Genomic DNA, 25,111 nt, shown 5'->3' with positions numbered 1-25,111 from the left:
GATGCGAAAACTTCATGTTATTTCAATTCAAAAAGCTTATTTAGACATCGTGGTCAATCAATTAGTGGAGATTTTTGGAGATGAAATTGAGTTATCTGCAATCACGCTCCAAGAGCTTACAATGGATGTCATTGCGGAACAGGATATTGTTATCCTGTCTAAAGAGATATTAAAGGGAATAACTCGTCCGTTCATACCGGAATCATGTCCAATTATTATTGCCAAGCGCGAAGTAAATATAGCAGCAACGAAAGACCTGTACAAACTGCTAAACGGACAACAAATTCTAGTCATAAACGACACTATGGAACATGCTGTAGAAACAGCTCGTTCCCTTAAAAGTATCTATTTTGAGCACGACTATATTGCTTATGATCCTATGAATTTAATGCCTTCCAATATCAATTGGATTGTTACTCCTGGAGAGAAGGAACTTGTTCCGAGGGAATTTGAAAATGTGATTGATATTGCCCCAAGGACACTGGATTTCAAAACTGTGCTGGAGACAGCTAAATTCGTGAAATCTGAAATGGGACAGATTTCATTAATGAATAGATTCTATAAATCGCAATTGGCATTGGCAGAAAAGTGGAATGATGAAAACGAACTTCAGTATAAGAAAGTATTGGTTCAACAGGCTGATAAGCGTTCAAAAGTCGAGGATAGGAAGGAAAAGTATAACTCCTTGGCTGTAGAAACAATGAGGTCGATTATCGATAAAATTGAAGAACATGGTTTTTTAGAAGAGAGTTTAGCAATCTTAGCTGTCTACAAAGAAGCTAAGGGGAACTTCGAATCCTTTGGTCGTGCAAAAGTAAAACTGAAATTACGAGATGCTGGTATTACGTTTTCCGATCAACAACTTCGGCTTCGATTAGAAATACTGCAGGAGATAGGTTTAGTCAATGCGCGTCAAGGCAGGGGCGGGACGAAGTTATCGGATAAAGGCGAAACATTTTTGAAACAGCACAATGAAGTAGCAAGTAACGAATTTTAGAGGCGAGTTCAGATTTAGATAAACAAATTCTGTGGTATCAATTGATTTACCGGATTAATAGCGATGCCTATATTGAGGAGGATTATTATATGACAATTGGTTATTTTAATGGTGAATTTATTTCAGTTGAGCAACTTGTTATTCCTATCGACGAACGAGGTCATCAATTTGGCGATGGTGTTTATGAGGTGATTCGAGTTTACGACGGTAAATTCTTCATGTTAGAAGAACATATTGAGCGGCTATTTAAAAGTGCACAAGCAATTAGGCTGCAAGGTGATCAATCTATAGAAGAGATTCGACAGCTTATCCACGAAGCGGTTGAGAAATCAGGCTTGGCAGATTGTGATGTTTATATTCAAATTACAAGAGGCGTTGCAACGAGAAAGCACTTATTCCCAGACGTGCCTGTCTCTGTTTCAATGACAATTAGGCCAATGAAACCAACAAGTGATACCGCCAGAGAAAAAGGAATGAAGGCGATATTCCATGAAGATGAACGATGGGCAAACTGTTATATTAAATCATTAAATCTTCTGCCGAATATACTGGCTAAACAAACCGCCCAAGACGCTGGTTGTTATGAAGCAATTCTTGTGAAAGATGGTTTCGTGACAGAAGGAACGAGTTCTAATGTGTATATAGTAAGCGACAAGACAATCTATACAACACCGCTTTCAAAACATATTTTAGCTGGAATTACACGGATGGCGGTAAAAGAACTTGCAAATGGTCTTGGTGTTCCATTTGTTGAAAAACAATTCACGACTGAAGAATTGATGCAGGCGGATGAGGTTTTCATTACAAGTACAACTAATGAAGTCATGCCGATTGTTAATGTAGACGGGAAGAATATTAAGGACGGGTCTGCTGGGGAAATGACTTTGAAGTTGAATGCAAAGCTTATGGAACTGGTTAAGTCTGTCCAACATACTTAAGTAGTATTGATTGTGAGTGTCTCCTTTTAAGATGGGGCGTTGGGAGAGTTATAATCCGACAAACCTAATTACAAGGAGTTTTTTTAGATAGTACATTGGGCCAGTCCCAGTTGCTACCACAAATCGTATGTTGTCAGTAACTAGGACTATGTATTTTAACAGAGTGAAGGCGCCTACAAGGGGTAGCCGAAGCCATAAGACTGGCGGCGAAGCTGCTTGGCTTAGGGCGGGAGGCATCCCCTAGCGCCGTAGCGGATTCGATGGAGTTCTTTAATTCAATATATAGAATGAAAAATCACTTTGTGAAAGGAGCAACTATGCGCGTTTATATTTCAGCTGATATAGAAGGTGTCTCAGGGGTCGTTCATGGCGAACATACAGCCCGGGATGGTAGAGAGCATGACTATGCACGGATGTTGATGACTGAAGAGGTTAATGCTTGCGTACTTGGCGCGTTGGAGGCGGGAGCAGAAAAAGTTGTTGTCAATGACTCCCACGGAACAATGCGTAATATCTATCATGAGAAATTACATACGAAAGCAGAACTTATTCTAGGGGGACCGAAAAAACTGGCGATGATGGAAGGGATTAGTGCGGATTTCGACGCGGTTCTTTTTGTCGGGTATCACACTCGAATGGGTACAGATGGTATATTAAATCATACATTTAATGGTCGGGTAGTCAGGACTATTGAAGTAAATGGAGTAGAGCTTGGGGAATTTGGTCTAAATGCCCTGGTTGCCGGTCATTTTGATGTGCCAGTTGTGTTTGTATCAGGCTGTAATTTAGTAGCAATCGAAGCCGAGGAGTGCATTCCAGATATTCATCAGGCAATCGTAAAACAAACGATTAATCGAACTACGGCTCTGAACGTCCATCCGGTTAGGGCAAGGGAACTCATAAAAGAAGGCACGAAAAAAGCGTTGCTCCACCGCGACGAGATTGAACCATTTACTATGGAAGCACCTTATACAGTGGAAATGGAGTTTTTGCATACCGGTCTGGCTGATGCAGTTGAGATAGTACCCTTTGTGAAAAGGACAGGACCCCTGACGATTTCATTTGTCACTAGTGATGTGCTGGAGTGTTATCAATTGATTCGAAGTTCAATCATGATTGCGAGTACGGTATCTTGAACTGATCATTTATCTAAATAAACGCTATTACCTGGAGTGATTAAAATTGAAGCTACAACAGCCGAAAAAAATTAGAGATAGAGGTATTACGATTGGTCGTCTTCCGGTCGGGACAAAGAATTGTATTACGGATGTAGAGGGTGTGAAAGTTGGGCATGTCACACTAGATAATCCATTGCAGGGGGCTGAATACGCCGCTACTGGCGTGACAGCTATATTACCGCATGAGGACAATTTGTTCATGAATAAAGTAGTGGGCGCGAGTTACGTGTTGAATGGTTTCGGAAAGACAACAGGACTCGTCCAAGTGGATGAATTAGGGCTGATTGAGTCACCGATTATGCTAACCAATACGTTTGGTGTTCCAGCGGTTACACAAGGGGCCTTGCAGTATATGTTAGAACAAAACCCTGAGATTGGAGATACAACTGGAACTATAAATTTGGTTGTCGGGGAATGTAATGACAGCAGGCTAAACTCGATTCGCGAGCTACCGATTCAACCAAGTCACGCGATTGCTTCTATTAAAGAAGCTTCCACTGAGGCTTCCCTAGAAGGGGCGGTTGGAGCTGGAAAAGGCATGATTTGTTTCGGCTATAAAGGTGGAATCGGCTCTTCATCACGAATCATCAAAGATGGCACAAGTGGAGAGACTTATACAATTGGTTGCTTAGTCCTTAGTAATTTTGGGAGAAAAGAAGATTTTCAAATGGACAGATATAAACTGAGTGACAATCAGAACGTGCCTACATATCCCAAACCAGCTGATGGATCTATCATGATTGTCTTGGCTACAGATGCACCGCTGGGCAGCAGGCAGTTAAAGCGGCTGGCGAAAAGATGTGGTATAGGACTTGGGAGAACGGGTAGTCATTTTAGCAATGGCAGTGGTGACATTGTCATCGCTTTTTCAACGGCTCATAAAGTACCGCATTTCACTACGGATACTGTTGAAACAAGGATTGAGCTAAGAGAAGATCATCCGATTATGAATGACTTTTTTTCAGGTGCATCAGATGTTACAGAGGAAGCGATTTTAAATTCATTGTCACAAGCAGTGACGACTACGGGACGAATGGGGAATACCGTACACGCCTATCCATTTGGATGAACATGAAATAATGAAGCGACCTTTTCGAGCATTAAAGTGCTTGAAGGGGTTCTTTTTTGTTTAATGAAAATAGTTACGGTCATAAAACGTATTTAGAAAATACCGATAAATTTGACTTGAATGAATTTCCATTTTACACTAAATGAAACATCTCTAGTTGGGGAACCATATAGTAACAGAGTGGTAGTTAATTCCTCGCTACCTTGCAATCGTTTATATAACTAAAAGGGGGGTCATTTTATTGAAGAAAAAAGGAATCTTTAGTATGTTGCTTGTCCTGTTTCTCCTTGTTGCCGCAGCGTGTGGTAATGATAAAGGGGAAGGCGACACCAAAAAGGACGATGACGTAGTGAAAGAAGAAGGCGCTTCAGGCAAGCTCGTTATTTACACAGGGCGTGATGAAAGTGTTGTTGAGAAGGTCGTTGGAATGTTCAATGAAAAATACCCTGACATTCAAGTTGATAATTTGACGATGGGGGCACAACAAATACTGGAGCGTGTCCGCGGTGAGAAAGCGAATCCTCAAGCGGACTTCTGGTGGGGCGGGACACAATCCGCAATGATGGTGGCGGCGGATGAAGATCTGCTTATGCCGTTCAAGCCGTCATTTGACGAGGCGATTGCGGCCGACTATAAAGATGCTGAAGGCAGATGGTACGGAGAAATGCTATTGCCGGAAGTCATTATGATCAATAGCGATGTATTAACACCGGAAACGGGTCCGCAAGATTGGGATGATTTGTTGAAGCCGGAATGGAAAGATAAAATTGTTATCCGCGGCGTTCTAGCGTCTGGTACGATGCGTACAATTTACTCATCAATGATTTATCGTCAAGGTGCGGATGATCCTGAAAAAGGCTATGAATGGCTTAAAGGCTTAGATGCAAACACGAAAGATTATGCGCAAGATCCGACGAATCTCTATTTGAAGCTGGTGCGTCAAGAAGGAACGGTGTCGTTGTGGAATTTGCAAGATATCTTGCTGCAAAGTAAATTGAACAACCAACCGTTTGACTATATTTATCCGAAAAGTGGTGCGCCGATTCTAGTAGATGCGGTCGGTATTGTCAACGATGCGAAAAATGAAGAGAATGCGAAACTGTTCTACGAATTCCTCTTTGATCCAGAAGTACGTGCAGAACTTGCGGAAGAACTTTATCAGATTCCGACACGCTCGGATATTGCAAAAGAAGATATGCCGGATTGGTATCAAGACCTTGATTTGAAGGCACTTGATATCGATTGGGAAGTGATGGCTGACAAAGAAGCGGAATGGATGGAGCATTGGGATTCGAATATCAAGGGTAAAGGGAAGTAATTATAGTTGAAAGATAAGTACACTTTTTCTACATGGAATAATGACTAGGCTCCTGTCGCATCTAGGCAGGCGGGCTGTGCTTTTCAGTAAGACCTCGGGTTATCACTCTCGAGGTCTTTCCATTACATAGTGACTATATTGTTGAACAAATGAACATCTATATAAACTGAGCGAAGGCGCCTTCTAAGGGGTAGCCAACCGAACAACGAAGAGTTCGGTTTGTATAATTTCTGCGTTCTTTGCAGAAATTATACAGTTAATGCTAAGAGGATATTTCATATAGGTTAAAGGATATCTCATCTGGCTTAGGGCGGGAGGCATCCCCAAGCGCCGTAGCGGATTCAATGAACTTTTTTATTTCAACCTATATAGATTTGAGCGAAAGGGGTGACGGGATGAAGGGTGTTCGATTACAAGATATAACGAAAACGTTCGGAAAAGTTCACGGTGTGAAAGAGTTGAATATCGATATTCAACCTGGAGAATTTTTCACATTTCTTGGTCCGAGCGGATGCGGAAAGACGACGACGCTTCGTATGATTGCAGGATTTTATTACCCAACGGATGGGAAGATTTTTTTTGATGAACGTGATGTAACAAGGTTGCAGCCAAATAAGCGAGACATCGGCATGGTGTTCCAAAACTATGCACTTTTCCCGCATATGACGGTGAATGAAAACATTGCGTTTGGCTTAGAAGTGAGGAAGTTTTCGAAAGAGGATATAAAAGCAAAGGTGGATGAAGTGAGGGGCCTTGTGCGGCTTGAACAATACGGTGGGCGAAAAATCAATGAGCTTTCTGGCGGTCAACAGCAACGTGTCGCATTAGCTCGGGCGCTCGTCATTAAACCGGATATTTTACTGTTGGATGAACCGTTATCGAACTTGGATGCCAAGTTGCGCGAAGAAACGCGTATTGAAATAAAAAGGCTGCAAGCGGAACTGGGCGTGACGACGGTCTATGTTACACATGATCAGACGGAAGCGATGGCGATGTCTGATCGTATTATGGTGATGGAAAACGGCTATGTACAACAGATTGGCACGCCGCAGGAAATTTACAATCGTCCAGTGAATCGATTCGTTTCATCGTTCATTGGCGAATCGAATACGCTAGAAATGACTATCATGTCGATCGACAGTGAAAAAGTTGTTGTGAAAAATGAACAAGGTGTCACGCTGACGGGACTTCTTGAAAACAGTTCTCCACTTGCTCCGATGAATAAAGGGGAAACAATCCATGTGTCAATCCGTCCAGAATCAATTCTTCAAGGAGATGGGGAAAACACACTGACTGGAGAAATTACATTTGTTGAATTTACCGGTCTAAGTGTCAATTATATCGTGAAGATTCCTGGTATTACGCTCAAAGTAATGATTATTAATACAGGCGGAAAACTGTTGCAAATCGGGGATACCATTCAGTTATCTATCCCGTCTCGAAGCCTTTACTTTCTTGGGGAATAGGGGGCTAGACTTATGAAAAAACAGACAATCTACTCGTCTCAAGATAGTTTGTGGGCACGTATTACGCGGTCTCCTTCATTTATCTATGTCCTTATATCACCATTGTTCCTCATTTTGTTTGGATATGTTATTTTTCCATTTTACCAAACGTTCATCCAAAGCTTTGGCAGTGAGGCGGGGCTGAACAATTATAAAAAGTTTTTCAGTTTGGAGAGTACATCCAATCTGGAAGCACTCTGGACGAGTGTGTACATTTCAGTAATTAGTGTTATTACGTGTGCGATTGTCGGCGTGTTGATGGCTTTTTTACTGGAGCGGTATGACTTTCCAGGGCGGCGTGTGTTGTCCATTCTCGTTTTAGTGCCAATGGCGTTGCCGCCGTTAGTTGGTGTGCTGTCGTTTACGTTTTTATATGGAGAAAGTGGGATTATTCCACGTGGTATCCAGCATTTATTCAACTTAGAGCAAGTGCCTTTCAAGCTAAAAGGGGTATGGGGCGTTATTGTAGTCCATACGTTTACGATGTATACGTACTTCTATTTGACCGCGTCGGCGGCGATTAAGGGACTCGATCCGTCACTCGAAGAAGCGGCGACAAACCTAGGTGCGAGCAGAATTCGGATATGGCGAAAAATCATTTTACCAATGCTGACGCCTTCCATTGTGGCCGCGGCGCTTCTCGTGTTCATGATTTCGATGGCGTCATACACAGCACCGCTCATTTTTGGAGTGGAGCGGACGATGACGATGCAAATCTATTTATCGAGAACGAATGGCAACTTGGATATGGCCGCAACACAATCGACAATATTATCATTTGTATCAATTTCATTTTTAATCATCATGAGATGGTACCAAAATAGGCGTAATTACCAAAACTTAAGCAAAGGAATTAGTGTCCATCGTTCGGAAGTGAAGTCGAAGGCGATGAAAGTGGTTTCCGTCATTCTATCTTTTGTTGGCGTTCTCATCTTGTTATTGCCGATTTTGACGCTCATTCTCATATCGTTATCTGTGGATGGCACGTGGACGACTCAAGTGTTGCCACCTGAATATACGTTTGACCATTATAAAGCATTATTCACGGATGAAAGGACATGGCGACCAATTTGGAACTCGTTGCAAATGGGCTTTGTGGCAACGCTTGGTAACATCGTGTTCGGTGTCGCAGCGGCGTATGCGATGGTAAGGCTTAATTTCAAAGGGAAGACATTGCTTGATATTTTAATCATGGTTCCGTGGGCGCTTCCAGGTACTGTTGTAGCAGTGAATTTGATTGCAGCATTCAGTGAAGAAAATATTTTCGCTTTCAATCAAGTGTTGATAGGGACGTTTTGGATATTGCCACTCGCTTATTTCATCCGCCACTTGCCACTCGTTTTCCGCTCGACATCAGCGTCGTTAATGCAGATGGACCAATCGATAGAAGAGGCTTCGAGGAGTCTTGGCGCTGGTTGGTGGATGACGTTCCGAAAAATTGTTTTACCATTGACATTGACGGGAATTTTAGCAGGAACACTTCTTGCATTTGTTCAAAGTATCGGGGAGTTTGTAGCGTCGATCCTCATTTATAGTACGTCAACGATGCCATTATCGGTAGCGATTTTCCAAAAGATGTATGCCTTTAAATTTGGAACAGCCTGCGCTTATGGTGTGTTGCAAATCATTTTAATCCTCATTGTGTTGACGATTTCTGAAAAGTTGTCTAAAGGAACTGCTGGTTCGGCGATTTAACCTACTATATAAGTTGAGGTATTGATTTCGGCGTATAAACTGAGCGAAGGCGCCTTAACAGGGGTAGCCGAAGCGAAGCCACCGAAAAAGTTCATTTTTATAGTAAGAACTAGTTGATTGTAGTGAAGAGCGGCGACTCCGGCGGGAACAGCGCGAGCTGAAGACCCCGCAGGAACGCAGTGACGAGGAGGCTGAAGCCGTGCCCGCGGAAAGCGTCCGCTCGGAACGGAAATCAACAGTATTGAAGGAAATTGTACTTTTTCAGTGCCCTGAGCCGAAGCTGCCTGGCTTATGGCGGGAGGCAACCCCTAGCGCCGCAGTGGTTCAATGGAATTCACATATATAATTCTTAAATGGAAGGATGTATGTCAATGATTAGGAGCTTCAAAGATCGCATCAATGAAGTCGAAGGAGAAGAGTTCCCGTCTAAAACGTATCGGAAAATGGTTTTGCAACCTGCTTATGATGAAGCGAAGAAGTATTTTTTACATTCGATGATCCAGATTCATACTGCACATTTAAAAATGTTGGAAGAGCAAGGTATTGTCAGTAAGGGAGATGCGTTGACGATTGGAAAAGCAATCCAGACACTCGATGTGGCTTATTACAGTACGGACCATTACAATCCGCTGTTTGAAGATCTCTTTTTCCGCATTGAGCATGATTTGATTGAGGATGCAGGGGAGATTGCGGGGAATTTGCATATTGCGCGAAGCCGGAATGATATGGGAATCGCTATTTATCGGATGACGCTTCGTAAAAAGCTACTTGAGCTAATGAGTGAGATGTTAGCGTTAAAAGATGCACTGATTGCATTTTGTGAAGAGCATGTCGATACAGTGATGATTGGTTATACCCATACGCAACAAGCGCAACCGACTACGCTCGCCCATTATTTAAAGGCAGTTATTGATCAACTCGGCAGAGATTTCAAGCGCGTTCAGTCGGCGTTTGGAACTGTAAATCGAAGCAGTATGGGAGCGGCTGCCCTAACGACTACGGGTTTTGCAATCAGCCGTGAACGAATGCGAGATTTGCTGGCGTTTGACGATATTATCGAGAATTCATGGGATGCGGTGGCCGGCGCGGATTACATTACGGAGTCGGCGAGTGCAGTCCAGTTGTCCGCGTTAAATTTAGGGCGTACTGTTCAAGACTTTCTAACATGGGCGACGCAGGAGTTTAATGTTTTCACATTGGCTGATCCATATGTCCAAATAAGTTCGATCATGCCTCAAAAACGAAACCCGGTGTCGATTGAACATATGCGTTCTTTATTGTCAGCAGTTGTGGGTGATACGAATACAGTGTTGACGATGGTGCACAACACACCGTTTGGGGATATTGTGGACACGGAAGACGATATGCAGCCTTTTTTGTGGAAAGCGATTGATCGGCTGATTGGAATCTACCAATTGTTCGGCAGTGTCGTCCTAACTATGAAAGTAAATAAGAAAAAGTTACTTGAACGGGCGGAAAGCAGTTTTGCGAACGTGACAGAACTGGCGGATACATTGGTTCGTTCGGAGCAGATTACCTTCAGACAATCCCATCTAATCGTCAGTAATTGTGTGAAGGCGTTGGTAGTCGCAGGCGAGGAGTCGTTGATGAGCCTTACGTGGCAACTGGCGAATGACCAGGCACAGCTTGTTTTGAATAAAGATTTACTAATCACTGAAGAGGATTTCTATAAAACGTTACGTCCGCAACATTTCGTAGCTATACGAACGATCTACGGTGGGCCATCCGCGGAAACGATGAAAGCTTCACTCGAACAATCGAAAGAGTTTACGAAAGAAGCAATGCATTGGCTCAATGATAAAGAACGTAGAATTATTGATGCAGAAATTCAGTTGGCAACATTTAAAACTGATTGGGGTAAGACTTGAAGACAGTCACCTACTCAATCCCAACACGAGCATGAAAGTTAGTACAATACATTTACGTGTTGGAAATGACATGAGAAAAGATAAATAACCTCCGACCAATTGCTGGTTAGAGGTTATTTGTGTTATTTTTCATCATACGAAATACATAAAAAACGCACATCGTTATCAGTATAATTATACCAATAATGCAGGTCTCGGGAATCAACCATAATGGAGTCGAAGGCATCGAGTGTATGTAGTTTTTCTCCGATTTGCACTGTCAATTGTCCCTCGAGAACATATAAAAACTCCTGTCCTTCGTGTGTGATTGGATCACCTTCATTTTGATTAGGTTTCATGACAACAAGGAGTGGTGTAAATGCTGGTTGATTCATCTCACCGCTCAAATCTTTGTAATAAATATTATGTTCTTTCGTCCGCATTGGAACGGTTGAATTCCGATGAACTACTTCTTTTTCTTCGTTTGGGTCGATGAAAAAGTAACTTGGATTCACTTCGAGAGCAATGGAAATCTTTTTAAGGGACTCCAGTGTTACTGACGATTTCCCGCGTTCCAGTTGAGATAAAAAGCTAATGGAAAACCCGGTCATTTCAGCTAGGACTTTCAATGTCATACGTCTTTTTGTTCGAATTTCCTTTATTTTAATACCCAAGTTACTATCTTGCATTTAATCACTCCTTAAAAAAATGTTGACAGAAAATTTTATTATCAATATGATAGAATTAATCTAAATTGAAGTGTCACTTCAATTTAGTTAACAAACAAAGGGGAGTTTGGTATGGATAAAAGAAAGATGAATCGCGTCTTGCTTGCGAGTCTTATAGGGAGCTCTATTGAATGGTTCGATTACTTTTTATACGGAACGGTAGCGGCACTTGTTTTTAATCAAGTATTTTTTGTTACCGAAGACCCGTCAGTCGGCCTAATACTAGCGTATGCATCGTTTGCACTCGCATTCTTCATCCGTCCGTTCGGGGGAATTATTTTTAGTCATATTGGTGACCGGATAGGAAGAAAGAAAACACTTGTCCTAACGCTTTCGCTGATGGGTGTTGCAACATTCGGAATGGGGCTATTGCCAACATACCAAGCAATCGGTATTTGGGCGCCGATTCTACTGATTACACTGCGCTTGATTCAAGGGTTAGGAATCGGCGGAGAATGGGGTGGAGCATTACTGCTCGCTGTCGAATATGCACCAAAAGAAAAACGTGGACTTTATGGCAGTGTACCACAAATGGGAATTACAATTGGGATGTTACTTGGAACAATTGCACTTTCGATTATGACACTTCTTCCTGAAGATTCATTTATGACATGGGGATGGCGCGTTCCATTCATCTTGAGTGCGTTGCTTGTCGTGTTTGGGTTATGGATTCGTAAAGGAATTGACGAAACACCGTCGTTTAAGGCAGTACAGGAAAAAGGGGAAATTCCGAAAGTACCGTTATTTCATACGTTAAAATATCACTGGCGCGAAGTACTCATCGCAATTGGCGCTAAAGTTGTTGAAACAGCACCATTTTATATTTTCAGTACATTTGTTGTATCTTATGCAACGACAAATCTTGGGTTCACTCGGACAGCAACATTAAGTGCGGTTATGGTCGGAACAATTGTTACAACGATCTTAATACCGATTATGGGCGCTTTGTCTGACCGTGTTGGTAGAAAACCATTGTATGTATTCGGCACAATCGCCATGGCATTGTATGCGTTCCCATACTTCTGGTTAGTGAAACAAGGTTCGGTAACACTTCTAGTTATTGCAACAGTAATTGGACTGGGCGTCATTTGGGCACCGATTACCGCAGTTCTTGGCACAATGTTATCAGAAATTTTCTCTGCAGAAGTCCGTTATACGGGTATTTCACTCGGTTATCAGATTGGTGCAGCATTGGCTGGAGGAACAGCACCACTTGTTGCAACGGCACTTTTACTTAAGTTCAACAACTCATATGTCCCAGTCGCACTGTATATTATCTTTACTGCAGTCGTTTCATTGTTAGCGGTTTGGGCTGTAAAAGATCGTAAAGGTCAAGAGTTGGACGCATAAATTAAAAAAGGTGGTATTAACATGCTTTTATTGAATGAAAATGAGATTCAATCTATTTATGGAATGAAAGAAGCATTAGTAGACATCGAAAAGGTTTTACGTTCTAAGGTCGAAGGGAAGATAAAGAATCCGCCACGGACAGTCGTTGAATTTCCAGAGCATAACGCATCTTCATTGTACATGCCAAGTGCTGATTTAGTAGAAGAAGTAGTTACTGTGAAAACGGTTACAATTTTTCCGAATAATCCAGCAGTTGGAAAGCCGACAACTCAAGGAATCGTACTCGTGACGGATGCACAAAACGGTGAGCATCTTGCATTAATGAATGCATCGTATTTGACGAGATTGCGCACGGGTGCACTTAGTGGATTGGCGACAGCGAAATTGTCGAAGTTGAATTCAACTGTTCTAACAGTTATAGGGACGGGTGGAATGGCATTTGAACAAGTTCTTGGTGTTCTAGCAGTTCGCGATATCAAAGAGATTCTTCTTGTTAATCCGACAGAAGAAAAAGCGGTGAAGTTTGGCGAAAGACTTCAAGCATTTGGAGTTAATGAAGTAGTTCAAATTACTATTGTAAGGGATGTAGCTGACGCGGTTCGTCGTGCAGATATCATTTGTTGCAGCACTCGGTCTACTACACCAGTTTTCAACGGAAACGACGTTAAGCCAGGGACACATGTTAATGGGGTTGGATCGTATTTACCACATATGAGGGAGGTAGATTTCGAATTCATTCAACGTGCCAGTAAAATTGTCGTTGATGATCTGGAAGGTGTAACAGAAGAGGCTGGGGAATTGATTCACGCTGCTAATGAGACTGACTGGGGATTCGAAAAGATTCACGGGGAGCTAATGGATGTTGTTATCGGAAAGTTAGATGCTCGCACGAACGATGAAGAGATTACTTTCTTCAAATCGGTAGGTGCGGCATATTTCGATTTGGCCGTTGCGAAAGGCGTCTATCGAAAAGCGAAAGCTCAAGGCATCGGGGTACAATTTGAGATATAAGTAGTCGGGAAATAGGAAAGACACCATTTTGATAGTTCAAATGGTGTTTTTTTCTGTGGTGCATTTGTATGATTTTTACGATTTGTAATGAGTTCCTTCTATTATAGAGCCATATTTTTAACAATGGCACTCGACGGGTTGGGAGATAGAAGTATGGTAGACTGTTTTAAGCGTCCGGTTAACGGGTATAGAATACTATAGGTGAATGAAGCGCTCCTCGTCCTAGGCGATGTCGGTTGCTGTTTAATTCATCCTATTTACGTTGTTCCAGTACTGCTTAATCTGTTTGTGCCTTCCAATCTAGCAAACAACTATACCCATAAATTGGACCATGATAGACTTCAAACTACATGCTACGATAAGGGTGCAACAAAAAGGTACATAAGCAGTACCACTAAGAATTGGTATTTTTACAATGCAATTCTATAGTATTTAAGAGGAGGAATTTTTTATGACTAGTAAACAATCATCGAAGTACAAGAAATTTATAGTAGGAGCTGCAACAGCTGCTCTAGTAGCATCGGCAGTAGCACCGGTAGCAAGTGCGAAAGATTTCAAAGATACAAAAGGGAACACACACGAACCAGCAATCGACGCACTATCTGATGCGGGTGTCATCACTGGCTATCCAGACGGTTCATTCTTGCCAAACAAAACGTTGACTCGTTCTGATGTTGTGAAATTGATGGGTAAATGGCTTGTATCTGAAGGTTATAAAGTACCGACAGACTATAAAACTAACATGCGTTTCAAAGACTTGAAACCAACATCAAATGATGAGCTATTACAATATGCTGCAGTCGTAAAAGAAAATGGCGTATTTAACGGGAGTAACGGTAATCTATTAGCAGGCGACAACATCACTCGTGAAAACATGGCTGTTGTTATCGTTCGTGCTTTTGATACAGTTGAAGACATAGAACTCGTAAAATATGTTAAAGATCAAGACTTCAAAAAAGACGTTACTGATCTAGCAAAAGCAAAAGCTGAAGCTCGTACAGCAATCGACGTTCTTGATTTCTTCGATATCACGAACCCAGCTGCACCTGCTTTCAACCCTAAAGCCACAACAACTCGTGGACATTTCGCTACGTTCCTTCACAAATCAATCAACACAGACTTCTCTGAAGTTAAAGCACCTGTAGTAAATGTTGATAAAGTTGCAGTAGATGCAGCAGCTGAACAAGTTAAAGCTGGCGCGGTCACTGTTGCTCGCGGTAATTATGCAACTGATGCTAACAAACTAGCAGCAGTTCAAACATATGTTACTTCACTTGTAACTGAAAAAGACGTAGTAGCAATAGTAGTAGCTGGTAAAACTGCTGGAGAATATGTTGTGACACTTACTAAAGGTGAAGCAAAAGCAGAGAAAACTATCGCTATGACATTTGACTTTACTGCAGATGATTTAAATGTAACTAAAGTAGAGTCTATTACTAAAACAAGCGTAAAAGTAACACTCAAAGCTTTGGCACAAAATGAAACTGCATTCACAATTAATGTATTAGATGACAAAGGAAACGCAGTAGAGGTTAACCCACTTTCTCTTGAAAAAGGTGAAACTGAAGCTACTTTCACATTCAAAACACCACTTACAGTAGATCCTACTGGCGTTTGGGTAATTGGCGCAGTGAAATACAATAACGATGCAATTAAAAACTTCAGTGATATCGTAACTGCTTCGAAAACGAAAAATGAAGTTACAACATTAGCAGCACTTAAGAAAGCTGGTTTAGCTAACATTGTTGATGCTAACATCACAGATTATGTGACAGCTATCAATTCTGCTGCAACTAAAGAAAACCTAGCTGATATTCAATCAATTATTGACAAAGCTAACGATACTACAGTTTCTGCTGGAGAAGCTGCTGCTGCTGTAAAAGCGGTAAATGATGCAACTAACCAAGTACAACTGTTAAGTGCTCTTCAACACAAAGCATTTGCACGCGTAAACGCTAGCTGGATTGTTACTTATAAAGCAAAAGTTGATGCTTTAGCATTGACACCAGCTACTACTGTTGCAAAAATTCAAGAACAAATTGATGCAACGAATAGTGCTGCTATTTTAGCTGCTAACGAAGCTGCTACTACAGTAGCTACACAAAATGCAGTTACAGAATTAATTAAACTTTATACTGTTGCTGATGTGACTCCTTCTACTACTAAAGCTGCAGCTGTTAAAGCTTCAGAAATTAAAGCTGTTGTATTCGGAGTTAAAGAAGCGACTACTGCTGCAACTGTATACAACGCACTAGTCAAAGTTTCTGAGCTAGACAGCGTTAAATTACCTGCTACAGCATTGAATGCAAACTTGAAAGCTGAATACCTAAAAGCTAAAAATGCTGCTGCAATTACTGGTGCTACTACAGTATCTGTATTGAAAACTGCTGTTGTAACAGCTGCTGACACTGCTGCATTAGATTCTGCTGCAGATGCAATTGTTGCATTAACAGAAACAAGCACAGCTGCTGAAGTAAAAGCTGCTCTTCAAAAATTGGCTGATGTAACGAGCCATACAGCGGACAAATTTGATATGACTAAAGTTAATGACGCATCTTTACTTTACTACGGTACTGCACTAAAATCATTAGATAAGGTTGCAGTTGGATCAGCTGCTCTAGTTAATGCAATTATTGCAGATGTAAATGGAACGAATAACGCTACAGCAAATCTTGAAATAGTAAAAGATGCATCTGCTACTGTAGCTCAAGTTCGTGATGCATTAACTGAGATTGCTTCAAGTGCAACTTCTAACACTGTTACTAAAGCTTATCTTAACGCTTCATCTCAAGTTAAACTTGAAGTGGCACAACTGGTTATTGATAACCGTTCTAAATTAGCGACTCCTTTAACAGCGGAACTAGTAATTGCAAATGCTGTAACAGCAACTTATGCAAATGGAGTTCTAAAATCAGCAATGGCTGATCATACAGATAAAATTGCTGGCTTTAACGCAATTGGCAATTTAGCTGCGGTTTCGTCTACAATTTCCAATACTAAATCTAAGTTAGATGGCTTTGCATACCCTTCATATACAGGTTTGACAGACTCACAAAAACTTGTTGTTGCTGAAGAAATTAACAAACTGACTAAAATAGTTGATGGTGCTCCAAAAGCTCTTAACTTTTCTGGAGTAGATAAAGTTACTACTATCAAACAAGCGAATGATTATGTAGCTGCTGCAGTTGCAAAAGTTTTAAATAAATAATAATATAACTTTAAATAGAGGCGCTGCTGTTTAATAACAGCGCGTCTCTATCTTTTATTACTTTTTAGTTTATTTTCAAGCAAAGGTGGTTTTTATATGTTTTCAGAAGCAACTGAACTAAGAATGAGTGAGTACGGACTTAGTTCGTCCAATATCGATTTCAATAAATTATCAATAACACCATTTGTTGAAAAAAACATTTTAGCAAGGGATATTGAGCTTTTATTGACTAAATTAGAAAAAGAGGTTGAGTTAACTATAGAGGACATAAAACCTCTATCTTCTCTGATTTCACTTTATTATTACGACGATAGCAAAGAAGAATATGAGTTTAGGTTAAAGAGTTTAATCGATTTGCGGGAGATAGGAGAAATTCTTGCTACCCTTGAAATGAGAGGAGCAATAAATCCCGAGGAAATTGATCAATTGCTTTCCACTCTATCAATGTGTGGACATGGCCCTCACCGTTCTTTGCTTGAACATAAACTAAACTGTTACAAGAATGAACTTCCAAAGAATGTGATTTTAGAAGAAGACTTTTTAAAAATAATAGCAACTACAAAATCGCATGATTTATTAGACAATGCATTATGCGAGTTGAACGTTGAAGAGTATATTAACCTTGGAAAAGAGAAAAGGTTAGTCGTGAGTAAAGAATTATTGGAAATGAATAGAGAAAAGGTTTCATTTGAAGAAATTACTGACATGATTAACGAGATTATTAATAGTAAAGATTTTTCGGATATAATTTCAGACACAACTAACGATGTGTATATCAAAGACACCGTCTTTGCGAATGAGTTACCATTCGTACAACTCATTGACAGAAGGCAATAGTATTTTGTCTTAATTAATCAAATTAGATAAAAAAGCGGAACTAGCTCATCCCTGAGCTAGTTCCGCTTTTTCAAATCTACCTACTTACTTCTTCAAAGCCTCAGCTTTTTCAAACTCCAACTCTAATTGTTTCATATACTCTTCCATGCTGATTGCTTTTTTGATAACGTCAGCAGGAACTTTGATTTCTTTTACTGCGTTAAAGTTGCTGAATGTTCCTTCAAGAAGTAATTTGATAGAGATTGTATCCTCATCCACCGTCATTGTAATATTTGCAACTGCAGATGTATCAAGTGGGAACAATGTCTTTTTATCGATTGTAGAAACAACATAGAATTCCTCGATGTTGAAATCTAGACCCTCAAGACCAATTACTTCTTCAGTAATTTCTCCCTCAGTAGCCTCTTCTTCAACGACAACTGCTTCATCAGTAGCTTCTACAGCTACTTCTTCGATAACTTTCGTTTCTTCAGTTTTAGCTTCTTCAGTTACAGGAGTAGCTTTTACATCTTCTGATACAACTGGTTCAGTTAAGCCTGATCCTAGAAGTAAAGAAGTTACTTCTTCCATCATAGAAGCGAATTCTTCGTTAGAAATAGTTTGTGTCATTACATATACATCATCGTATTCAAAGATGTTAACGCCTTTAGTGAATTTCTTTTGTAGCTCTTCTAATTGTGCAAGTAGATCTGTTTGTGTTGAAAGATCAAGTAAACCTTTTGTTAGTTCATCGTCATGCTTGACCCATACATCACCGATTTGTTGGAAATAACCATCTTTTGTGAGGTACATAGAAGAAACATCTTCAATTGCTTCTCCTGCAAAGTCTGTTGATGCTTTAGTAATTGTATAGAATGATAGTGGCTCGTTGATTTGTTCCATTTTGATATCCATAAGCATGCTGATTGCTTCATTTTCTTCAAGAGATGACTCCATTTTCATGTCCATTGTTAATGCTGAAGAAACACTTTTCAAGTCAGCTGCAGCTGATTTTGCTAAGAATGCAGCGACGTCTTGTACACGGTTTGTCGTAACGGTAACCGTTTTTTGATCTTCAGAAACTTCAACTTCAAAACCTTCTAAAGTTGCTAAAAACTCACCAGAAACATAGTTTCCTGCGTTTTGCAAAGTAAGAGGGAATTCAGTGTCCGCTTTCTTACCGTCTACTTCAATCGAACTTGCAGCTGCATTGAAATCAACAGTCAAGTACGTGTTTGTTACGTTAACTTTACCTGATTTGTCCTTAGCAACTTTATAGCCAGCTTCCTTAAACAAATCTTCCACCGGAATTAAAACTTGATCGTGTGACATAAAGGGTTGCTCGTAGCTAGTAACCTCGACGCCATCTACTACTAACTTCATTGCGGATGATTGTGCAGCCGCTGATCCGTGTGGCAATGCGAACGATAGTGCGAAAACGAACGCCAATGCCCATGTAATAATCTTCTTCATTGAAATAAAACCCCCATCAAATTATTGGTAAAAAACCTACTAAGTTGTAAGTATACTACCATTTACGAGTATATTCCAGAAAGGTTTCACTTATTACGAAATTAATCTGAATTTATTATTGTCATTTAAGTAGTTTGATAGATTTAACAAAGGGTATCTGTATATAAATGAATTATTAAAAAACTCTAAGTCGTTTCTGGAAAGGTGGTGAATTGAGTGAAGAGAATATTTATTGTTTGTGTGACTTGTATAACATTCTTTCTCGTATCACCAACTTTTGTTCATGGTGAAAAAATGCCGATAGAAAAGTCTGATGGCTTATTGGCTGGTACTTTGAAGAATGTCGGTGCAGAGTTAAAAACCACAACAGAGTCAATTGGAATGGTAGTAGAGGAGTCGGTGCATGGCGCTGGAGAAACGGTTAAAGACACAGTTGTTTTTGCAGAACAGACTGTTAAGAGTTTGTCTGAGCCAGCGAAAAGTGAAGCTGAAATTTCACTACTAAAAAATACAAAAAGTTTACTAGAAAACACGGTTGACAACACTTTACCTGTTGTGGAAAAAACGGCTAAAGCAGTAACTGAAACGATTAGAACTACGTCAACTGAAGTAACGAATACTGTAGATTCTATCGTAAATGAATTACCGGAAATGCCTGTGGTCACTCCAGTTGTTGAAGGAGTAAAAGAATTAGGGAAGCAAACAACGACTGAAGTGCTGAAAACGGTCAATCTGACAGTGGATTCTGTTGTAGCTGAATTGCCGACTGTTCCTGTTGTTACCCCAGTTGTTAAGGAAGTTGGAGATACGGTTAAGGAGACGGTTTCTGCGGTTCAACCAAATCAGGTAAAACCAGTTGCGGATGAAACAGAAAAAAATCCGGACAGTATTCCAATAGATGCAGTTGTAGAGACTAACGAGACGGTAAGTAAAGAACCGCAAAATGATAGCGGGACAATGAGTATGGAGAGCGATAAATCATACCAAAGACAAATAAACGCAACACGTATAATTCTAGTGGAAGAACAGACAGGCCTTAGTGATAGACCGAATAGACTTCCTGATGAAGCGGAAATAGTTAGTGCTCTTACTATTTCAAAAGATACTTCAAATCCCGTTTCTATGAAAATAGTAGCGCCACAACTAACAAATTATACGGGTGGTGACTCTGTTAACTTCCAAAAAGAGGTGGATCAAAAGTCTACTCTGCCAACCGTACCCCGACAAAAATGGAAAGATCTTTTGGTAGCTACCATAACATCGTCCATGTCCTCAATAGCAACTTCTCCATTACAAATAAGTGGACACAATGATTTGGGTTTTGGGGTAGTAGTTGATGTTTTTTTATTACTTATTTCAAATGGTGGACAATGGATGCCATCAGATGACCATGCGATGATTCAATGGACACATGCTCCTCCAGGGCAACCGCCGCAACAAACTCCTTTTTTAAATGTGAAACAAACATTATAAAAAAGGAGAGGAATAATAATGAAAAACAATTGGATGAAGTATGCTGGGGTGACTTTAGGGATGTGCTTGACACTGAGCTTCTTCCCCTCATTTGTGAATGCGGATGAAACAGAAGAAGATAACTCGTTGAATTTGGATATTAACCTACTGAATGACAAGGAAGATAAGGCAACAATTGTGGATATTCAAGCAGATAATGTTCCAATTTTAGGAGACCTGAAAGCACAGATTCCAGCAAAAAGTCCAGTCTCTGCGAATACCAGCGATGTAGGAGAGGATAATCAACAGAAATCTGCCCTTGCAACTGTAGAATTGACCAATCCTAATGGGGTAATCGACGATCTGGATGTCTCCGTCGTGGAACAGAGCAGTATGCAAGACGAGAACTCGGCGGAAAGCAAAAGCTCGCTCGCATCGGTCAACTTATCGACACCGATCACAAACGAAGTCGAGTTGGATGTTCTTCTTTCAGATGCACAGTCAGGCGATGAAACCTCATCGTATGATGGTGGATTAGTAGAGTTGAATGCAGAAGAACTGCCAGTACTCGGAGAAGTACATGCAGGCGTTTTGGATAGTCACTATAAAAACGCTGAGGAAACTACATCATTGTCATCCGGTTTGCTACAAGCCAATTTAGATGATGGGTTATTAGATAAAACTTCAGTTGATGTTCTTACGCTAGACAGGAACACAGATGGAAATATGACATCTACTAAACATAGCGGTGTTTCATTAATTGTTGGGAACGATACAATTGGAAATATCAACGTCGATATCCTAACAAATGAAACTATTCAGCCCGTTGCTGCTGTGGAGCAGCCCGGTTCAACCGAAGGAGATACTGAACTCACTCCACCTATAGATGATGCAACTGGCTTAACGCCAGATGAAGGTGGAGATGTCGCAACCCCAAATGAAGAAACAGTTTCACCACCAAAGACTGAAGATGTGACCGGTTTAAAACCAGGCTCTGACGCAGATGGTGTGTCACCCAATGTAAATATAGAGGAGCAAACGCCGAGTACTGTGATCGATGGAATTACACTGAATGAAAATGCGGAAGGCATAAGTGACGACACAGTCGGAATAACACACAGTGGAGACAGTTCCAGTTCATTATCAGAGGAGGAAATTGATGGTATAGTATGGGCCGCAACTGGTTCTAATGCAATGTCAGAAGCTATTGCAATGGATACAATTGGCATGAACCAAAATCCTCCATCCAGCAATGGAATGGGACAAGTATTGCCGAAAACGGGAGGGTTTTTCGATAGTATAATCCTTTCTTTACTAGCCTTGTTTCTTCTTGCAACTGGACTGGGTATCCGTCGATTTGCTCATTAATCCAAGTGATTTCAAGAGCAAGGGAGCGGATGCGTAGATGAAAAAAACAATGAAATGGCTAGGAAACATTATGATTATGACGAGCATTTTTTTGCTGGTGTGGTTGATTGCAGGAAATATGACTAGCAAACAGCAGCAAAACCACCTTTTAGATGCTTTCGATTCGGTCAAAGCGGAAGCCGATTTTGATAGGACTATACCAACTGATGAACAAGGACCTTCTGGTGGGGAAAAACAAGAATCCAGTGGAATTGAAGGGGTATTGTCCATTCCCGTCATCAATCTAGAGTCTCCAGTGCTGTATGGAGCTGATCCGGTTAGCCTAAGTAGAGCGTTGGGTGCTGTAGCGGATATGGATGAGCCAGGTGAATTAGATGGCAGTTATGCTATCGCAGGTCACCAAGCCCATGTGTTTGGTGCGTTCTTTAATCGTCTTCATGAAGTTGAAGTTGGTACTCGCTTCATTTATGAAACAGTGGAAGAATCCATGGAATTCGAAGTGTTTGATGTGAAAGTGGTCAAGCCGAATGAGGTGAATGTCCTTGACCGAAAAAAAGGTGTCGCGCTGCTCTCGCTAATTACATGCTATCCTGCGAACTCGAACAAATATAGACTTGTAGTCCAAGCGAAGAGAGTGGATGCGGTGACACCATAACGAACCTTAGAAATCAGTAACCCCCTTAATGTCACACAGTTGACAATGAGGGGGTTTTTCTTTGAATTGTGTCAGGATTGTTGTGATGACTGTCACCACACATGTGAACAGTTTGTGAAAGCCTTTGCAAGTCGTTTGACAACACAAATCTATAAGCTATTATAGGAAGAGTAATAGATGATAATTGTTCTCACTATGGATTCTTCCCGTGTGGAGGGAGGAGGTATTGTGTTTTGAAACATCGATTAGCCATACCACTTTCATTTCTCATTTTTTTTAGTGTTGTTTTTGGTTCTTATACACCTAATGCTCACGCAGCCGAACTCTCGGATGGTACATATGTTGTCGACTACGAAATGTTGCAAGCTGAGAATGATTCCGTATCGATTGCAAATGATTATTTTGAAAAACCGGCAACGCTGACGATTGATAAAGACGGGCAGTATTTACAATTCACAGTGAACCATGCTAAATGGATTAAATTCATAAAATCGGCAAATGGTGAATCATTTGCTGACGTGAATATGGTCAGTGAAGATCTTGAAAATGATAAGCGCGTCATTGCATTTAAAGTAGACGGAGATATTTCAGACCCGTTGCTGTTACAAATGCATGTTGTCATTGAAGAGATGGAGCCGTCGTATGATCACAAGTACTCGGTCCGTTTGAATCTAGATGTAGAAACGATGGAATTGACAGACGCTCCTGCGGTTGTTGTTAATGCACCTGTTGCCGAATCAAAATCTGTTGACACGATTGAAAAGAAAGATGAGCCAACAAGTAGCACAGCACTTATTTATGTATTGCTCGCAATAATTGCTATCATTGCGATTATTTTTGTGCGCAAGTTCAGTTCCGCGAAGAAAGTAAAAAAATAAACCATTAAAAGGGGATTAACGAATGAAAAAGCAACTAATGATGTTATTTTCAGCACTACTCGTTCTATTTACTGTACTACCTGCTAGCCAATTCGAAGCAGCTGAAGTAACTACACCGGCGAAACAAGAATTTGAACTACCTCTTGATATATTGCAAGTTGAAAATGATGATAAATCAGCAACAGCACAATATGTGAAAAGCCCTGCGAAAATTGTTGTTGAAGACGGCAAAACTTTCGCATACGTAACATTATTAAGCAGTAAATGGTGGCAGTCACTGAAAGTCCAAACAAAACAACCAGGTACATTTAAAGAAACAAACTTCGCAGATGCAGAAGTAATCAGTGAAGATAAGGCAGCGGATACTAGACTTGTTAAATTTGAAGTTCAAGATCTTAGTAAAGAACTGAATGCTAAAATCCATATTATCGTAACGGGTGTACCAGGCCTAGGCGAGTATGACCACAGCTATGATATCCGTTTGAAATTCGATGACAGCAAAACTCCGGTAGTACCAGAAGTACCGGAAGTAACTCCTGAAAAACCGGAAACTCCCGAAGTACCCGTAACACCAGCACCAGAAGTAATTAAAGACGGTGCATATACAATCGATTACAAAGCATTGCATGAAGAAGAAGATAAAGATTCATCAATGACTAGATACCTTGAAACACCAGCAGCACTTTCTGTGAAAGACGGTAAAAACCTTGTTACAATGACACTTACGAACAATGAACAAATTACAGCTTTCCAAGTAGAACAAGCTGGTAAATTCGTAGATACAACTGTTGTAAAAACAGATGTAGAAGCAAACACAAGAGTTGTTGAATTTGAAGTAGCTGATTTATCAACAATTATCAATGCTAAATTCACAGTATTTGTAGCAGCAGCGAACCACACAGGGAACTATACTGTACGTCTTGCTTTTGACAAAGCAACTATTAAACCAGTTGTAACAGAAGAAGTACCTGGTGAAGAAGTAGAAACGCCTGTTGAAGTAGTACCCGTAACATTTAAAGATATTGACAAAACATGGGCAAAACCTTACATCGAGTCACTTGCATCAAAACAAATCGTTAAAGGAAAAACGGCTACAACGTTTGCTCCAAATGATCAAATTACAAGAGCACAATTTGCCATCCTATTGTCACGTGCACTTGAACTTCCGAAACAAGATTATAAAGGAACATTCTCTGACGTAACAAAAAACATGGACTGGATCGTTTACGAAGCTGAAGCGGCAAGCCGTGCAGGTATCATCAGCGTAACTGATGGGGAATTCCGTCCGAATGAAGCAATCACACGTCAACAAATGGCTACTATGATTATCCGTGCAATTGAATACAAAGATGCAAGTGTACTAGAAGGCGTGAAAAATGATGTTGCGTTTGCAGATGCGAAAGACATTACTGCATATGCAAAAACATCTGTCGACTTGGCAGCTGGTCTTGGTATCATTGGCGGTAAAGAAGTAAAAGGTAAACAACTATTCGAACCAAAAGCAAACGCGACACGCGCACATGCTTCTAAAATGGTTTATTACTTACTCGAAACACTTCAAAAATAATTTTATACAATCAATCAATGCCGGCGTCACTGCACCA

At 40.7% G+C, this 25,111-nt stretch carries 19 protein-coding genes; 17 read left to right on the top strand and 2 right to left on the bottom strand.

What is annotated here, in order from left to right; translation table 11 throughout:
* The first annotated feature begins 1 nt into the window (after window position 1).
* The 8 genes from MKX62_RS03020 to argH all read left to right on the top strand — a co-directional run bounded on the left by MKX62_RS03020 (window position 2) and on the right by argH (window position 10,589).
* Entirely contained in the window at window positions 2-997 is a 996-nt protein-coding gene (locus tag MKX62_RS03020) for a winged-helix domain-containing protein (RefSeq protein WP_338655355.1), read from the top strand.
* Between the two features lie 89 nt (window positions 998-1,086).
* Window positions 1,087-1,935, top strand: coding sequence for a D-amino-acid transaminase (gene dat / locus MKX62_RS03015; protein WP_340740655.1), 849 nt, complete (start codon window positions 1,087-1,089; stop codon window positions 1,933-1,935).
* Window positions 1,936-2,252: 317 nt separating this feature from the next.
* Window positions 2,253-3,071 carry a M55 family metallopeptidase gene (locus tag MKX62_RS03010; protein WP_340740654.1) on the top strand — a complete coding sequence of 273 codons (819 nt, stop codon included), beginning with the start codon at window positions 2,253-2,255 and terminating at the stop codon, window positions 3,069-3,071.
* A gap of 46 nt (window positions 3,072-3,117) precedes the next feature.
* Window positions 3,118-4,182 carry a DmpA family aminopeptidase gene (locus MKX62_RS03005; RefSeq protein ID WP_340740653.1) on the top strand — a complete coding sequence of 355 codons (1,065 nt, stop codon included), beginning with the start codon at window positions 3,118-3,120 and terminating at the stop codon, window positions 4,180-4,182.
* Between the two features lie 265 nt (window positions 4,183-4,447).
* Window positions 4,448-5,500 (top strand): extracellular solute-binding protein, encoded by a 1,053-nt coding sequence (locus MKX62_RS03000; RefSeq protein ID WP_340742538.1) that lies wholly within the window; start codon window positions 4,448-4,450, stop codon window positions 5,498-5,500.
* Between the two features lie 395 nt (window positions 5,501-5,895).
* Window positions 5,896-6,966, top strand: a complete 1,071-nt coding sequence (locus MKX62_RS02995; protein ID WP_340740652.1) for an ABC transporter ATP-binding protein — start codon at window positions 5,896-5,898, stop codon at window positions 6,964-6,966.
* 12 nt (window positions 6,967-6,978) lie between these two features.
* Window positions 6,979-8,700, top strand: a complete 1,722-nt coding sequence (locus tag MKX62_RS02990) for an ABC transporter permease (protein ID WP_340740651.1) — start codon at window positions 6,979-6,981, stop codon at window positions 8,698-8,700.
* Between the two features lie 371 nt (window positions 8,701-9,071).
* Window positions 9,072-10,589 (top strand): argininosuccinate lyase, encoded by a 1,518-nt coding sequence (gene argH / locus MKX62_RS02985; RefSeq protein ID WP_340740650.1) that lies wholly within the window; start codon window positions 9,072-9,074, stop codon window positions 10,587-10,589.
* A 122-nt stretch (window positions 10,590-10,711) separates the two neighbouring features.
* Here the strand turns inward: argH and MKX62_RS02980 are convergent, their stop codons facing one another.
* Window positions 10,712-11,257 carry a helix-turn-helix domain-containing protein gene (locus tag MKX62_RS02980; protein ID WP_340740649.1) on the bottom strand — a complete coding sequence of 182 codons (546 nt, stop codon included), beginning with the start codon at window positions 11,255-11,257 and terminating at the stop codon, window positions 10,712-10,714.
* A 111-nt stretch (window positions 11,258-11,368) separates the two neighbouring features.
* Here MKX62_RS02980 and MKX62_RS02975 point away from each other — a divergent pair, with 111 nt between their 5' ends.
* The 4 genes from MKX62_RS02975 (at window position 11,369) to MKX62_RS02960 (ending at window position 17,702) form a co-directional block, all read left to right on the top strand.
* Window positions 11,369-12,646 (top strand): MFS transporter, encoded by a 1,278-nt coding sequence (locus tag MKX62_RS02975; RefSeq protein WP_340740648.1) that lies wholly within the window; start codon window positions 11,369-11,371, stop codon window positions 12,644-12,646.
* Window positions 12,647-12,667: 21 nt separating this feature from the next.
* Entirely contained in the window at window positions 12,668-13,657 is a 990-nt protein-coding gene (locus MKX62_RS02970; RefSeq protein ID WP_340740647.1) for an ornithine cyclodeaminase family protein, read from the top strand.
* A 451-nt stretch (window positions 13,658-14,108) separates the two neighbouring features.
* Window positions 14,109-16,865, top strand: coding sequence for an S-layer homology domain-containing protein (locus MKX62_RS02965; RefSeq protein ID WP_340740646.1), 2,757 nt, complete (start codon window positions 14,109-14,111; stop codon window positions 16,863-16,865).
* Between the two features lie 96 nt (window positions 16,866-16,961).
* Window positions 16,962-17,702, top strand: a complete 741-nt coding sequence (locus tag MKX62_RS02960; protein WP_340740645.1) for a hypothetical protein — start codon at window positions 16,962-16,964, stop codon at window positions 17,700-17,702.
* A gap of 84 nt (window positions 17,703-17,786) precedes the next feature.
* Here MKX62_RS02960 and MKX62_RS02955 read toward each other — a convergent pair whose 3' ends face one another.
* A complete protein-coding gene (locus MKX62_RS02955; protein ID WP_340740644.1) occupies window positions 17,787-19,154 on the bottom strand; it encodes a DUF6612 family protein in 1,368 nt (455 codons plus the stop codon).
* Window positions 19,155-19,370: 216 nt separating this feature from the next.
* Between MKX62_RS02955 and MKX62_RS02950 the strand changes: the two genes are divergently transcribed.
* The 5 genes from MKX62_RS02950 to MKX62_RS02930 all read left to right on the top strand — a co-directional run bounded on the left by MKX62_RS02950 (window position 19,371) and on the right by MKX62_RS02930 (window position 25,074).
* Window positions 19,371-20,627 (top strand): hypothetical protein, encoded by a 1,257-nt coding sequence (locus MKX62_RS02950; protein ID WP_340740643.1) that lies wholly within the window; start codon window positions 19,371-19,373, stop codon window positions 20,625-20,627.
* An 18-nt stretch (window positions 20,628-20,645) separates the two neighbouring features.
* On the top strand, window positions 20,646-21,974 hold the full coding sequence (locus tag MKX62_RS02945) for a hypothetical protein (protein WP_340740642.1): 1,329 nt from the start codon (window positions 20,646-20,648) through the stop codon (window positions 21,972-21,974).
* Window positions 21,975-22,011: 37 nt separating this feature from the next.
* Window positions 22,012-22,629, top strand: a complete 618-nt coding sequence (locus MKX62_RS02940) for a class D sortase (protein WP_340740641.1) — start codon at window positions 22,012-22,014, stop codon at window positions 22,627-22,629.
* 233 nt (window positions 22,630-22,862) lie between these two features.
* A complete protein-coding gene (locus tag MKX62_RS02935) occupies window positions 22,863-23,507 on the top strand; it encodes an NEAT domain-containing protein (protein ID WP_340740640.1) in 645 nt (214 codons plus the stop codon).
* 22 nt (window positions 23,508-23,529) lie between these two features.
* Window positions 23,530-25,074 carry an NEAT domain-containing protein gene (locus tag MKX62_RS02930; RefSeq protein ID WP_340740639.1) on the top strand — a complete coding sequence of 515 codons (1,545 nt, stop codon included), beginning with the start codon at window positions 23,530-23,532 and terminating at the stop codon, window positions 25,072-25,074.
* Window positions 25,075-25,111 lie beyond the last annotated feature (37 nt).

The organism is Sporosarcina sp. FSL K6-5500 (assembly GCF_038005665.1).
Taxonomy (GTDB): domain Bacteria; phylum Bacillota; class Bacilli; order Bacillales_A; family Planococcaceae; genus Sporosarcina; species Sporosarcina psychrophila.
The sequence above is the reverse complement of the archived record's forward strand: the minus strand, read 5'-3'. Positions and strand labels throughout refer to the sequence as shown.

What these genes read in the sequence shown, in the direction of transcription:
- MKX62_RS02980 (WP_340740649.1), bottom strand. Translation starts at nt 11,257, where the DNA reads ATGCAAGATAGTAACTTGGGTATTAAAATAAAGGAAATTCGAACAAAA.
- MKX62_RS02945 (WP_340740642.1), top strand. Translation starts at nt 20,646, where the DNA reads ATGAAAAACAATTGGATGAAGTATGCTGGGGTGACTTTAGGGATGTGC.
- MKX62_RS03010 (WP_340740654.1), top strand. Translation starts at nt 2,253, where the DNA reads ATGCGCGTTTATATTTCAGCTGATATAGAAGGTGTCTCAGGGGTCGTT.
- MKX62_RS02970 (WP_340740647.1), top strand. Translation starts at nt 12,668, where the DNA reads ATGCTTTTATTGAATGAAAATGAGATTCAATCTATTTATGGAATGAAA.
- MKX62_RS02995 (WP_340740652.1), top strand. Translation starts at nt 5,896, where the DNA reads ATGAAGGGTGTTCGATTACAAGATATAACGAAAACGTTCGGAAAAGTT.
- MKX62_RS02940 (WP_340740641.1), top strand. Translation starts at nt 22,012, where the DNA reads ATGAAAAAAACAATGAAATGGCTAGGAAACATTATGATTATGACGAGC.
- MKX62_RS02965 (WP_340740646.1), top strand. Translation starts at nt 14,109, where the DNA reads ATGACTAGTAAACAATCATCGAAGTACAAGAAATTTATAGTAGGAGCT.
- MKX62_RS03000 (WP_340742538.1), top strand. Translation starts at nt 4,448, where the DNA reads ATGTTGCTTGTCCTGTTTCTCCTTGTTGCCGCAGCGTGTGGTAATGAT.
- argH (WP_340740650.1), top strand. Translation starts at nt 9,072, where the DNA reads ATGATTAGGAGCTTCAAAGATCGCATCAATGAAGTCGAAGGAGAAGAG.
- MKX62_RS02975 (WP_340740648.1), top strand. Translation starts at nt 11,369, where the DNA reads ATGGATAAAAGAAAGATGAATCGCGTCTTGCTTGCGAGTCTTATAGGG.
- MKX62_RS02960 (WP_340740645.1), top strand. Translation starts at nt 16,962, where the DNA reads ATGTTTTCAGAAGCAACTGAACTAAGAATGAGTGAGTACGGACTTAGT.
- MKX62_RS02955 (WP_340740644.1), bottom strand. Translation starts at nt 19,154, where the DNA reads ATGAAGAAGATTATTACATGGGCATTGGCGTTCGTTTTCGCACTATCG.
- MKX62_RS02990 (WP_340740651.1), top strand. Translation starts at nt 6,979, where the DNA reads ATGAAAAAACAGACAATCTACTCGTCTCAAGATAGTTTGTGGGCACGT.
- MKX62_RS02930 (WP_340740639.1), top strand. Translation starts at nt 23,530, where the DNA reads ATGAAAAAGCAACTAATGATGTTATTTTCAGCACTACTCGTTCTATTT.
- MKX62_RS03020 (WP_338655355.1), top strand. Translation starts at nt 2, where the DNA reads ATGCGAAAACTTCATGTTATTTCAATTCAAAAAGCTTATTTAGACATC.
- dat (WP_340740655.1), top strand. Translation starts at nt 1,087, where the DNA reads ATGACAATTGGTTATTTTAATGGTGAATTTATTTCAGTTGAGCAACTT.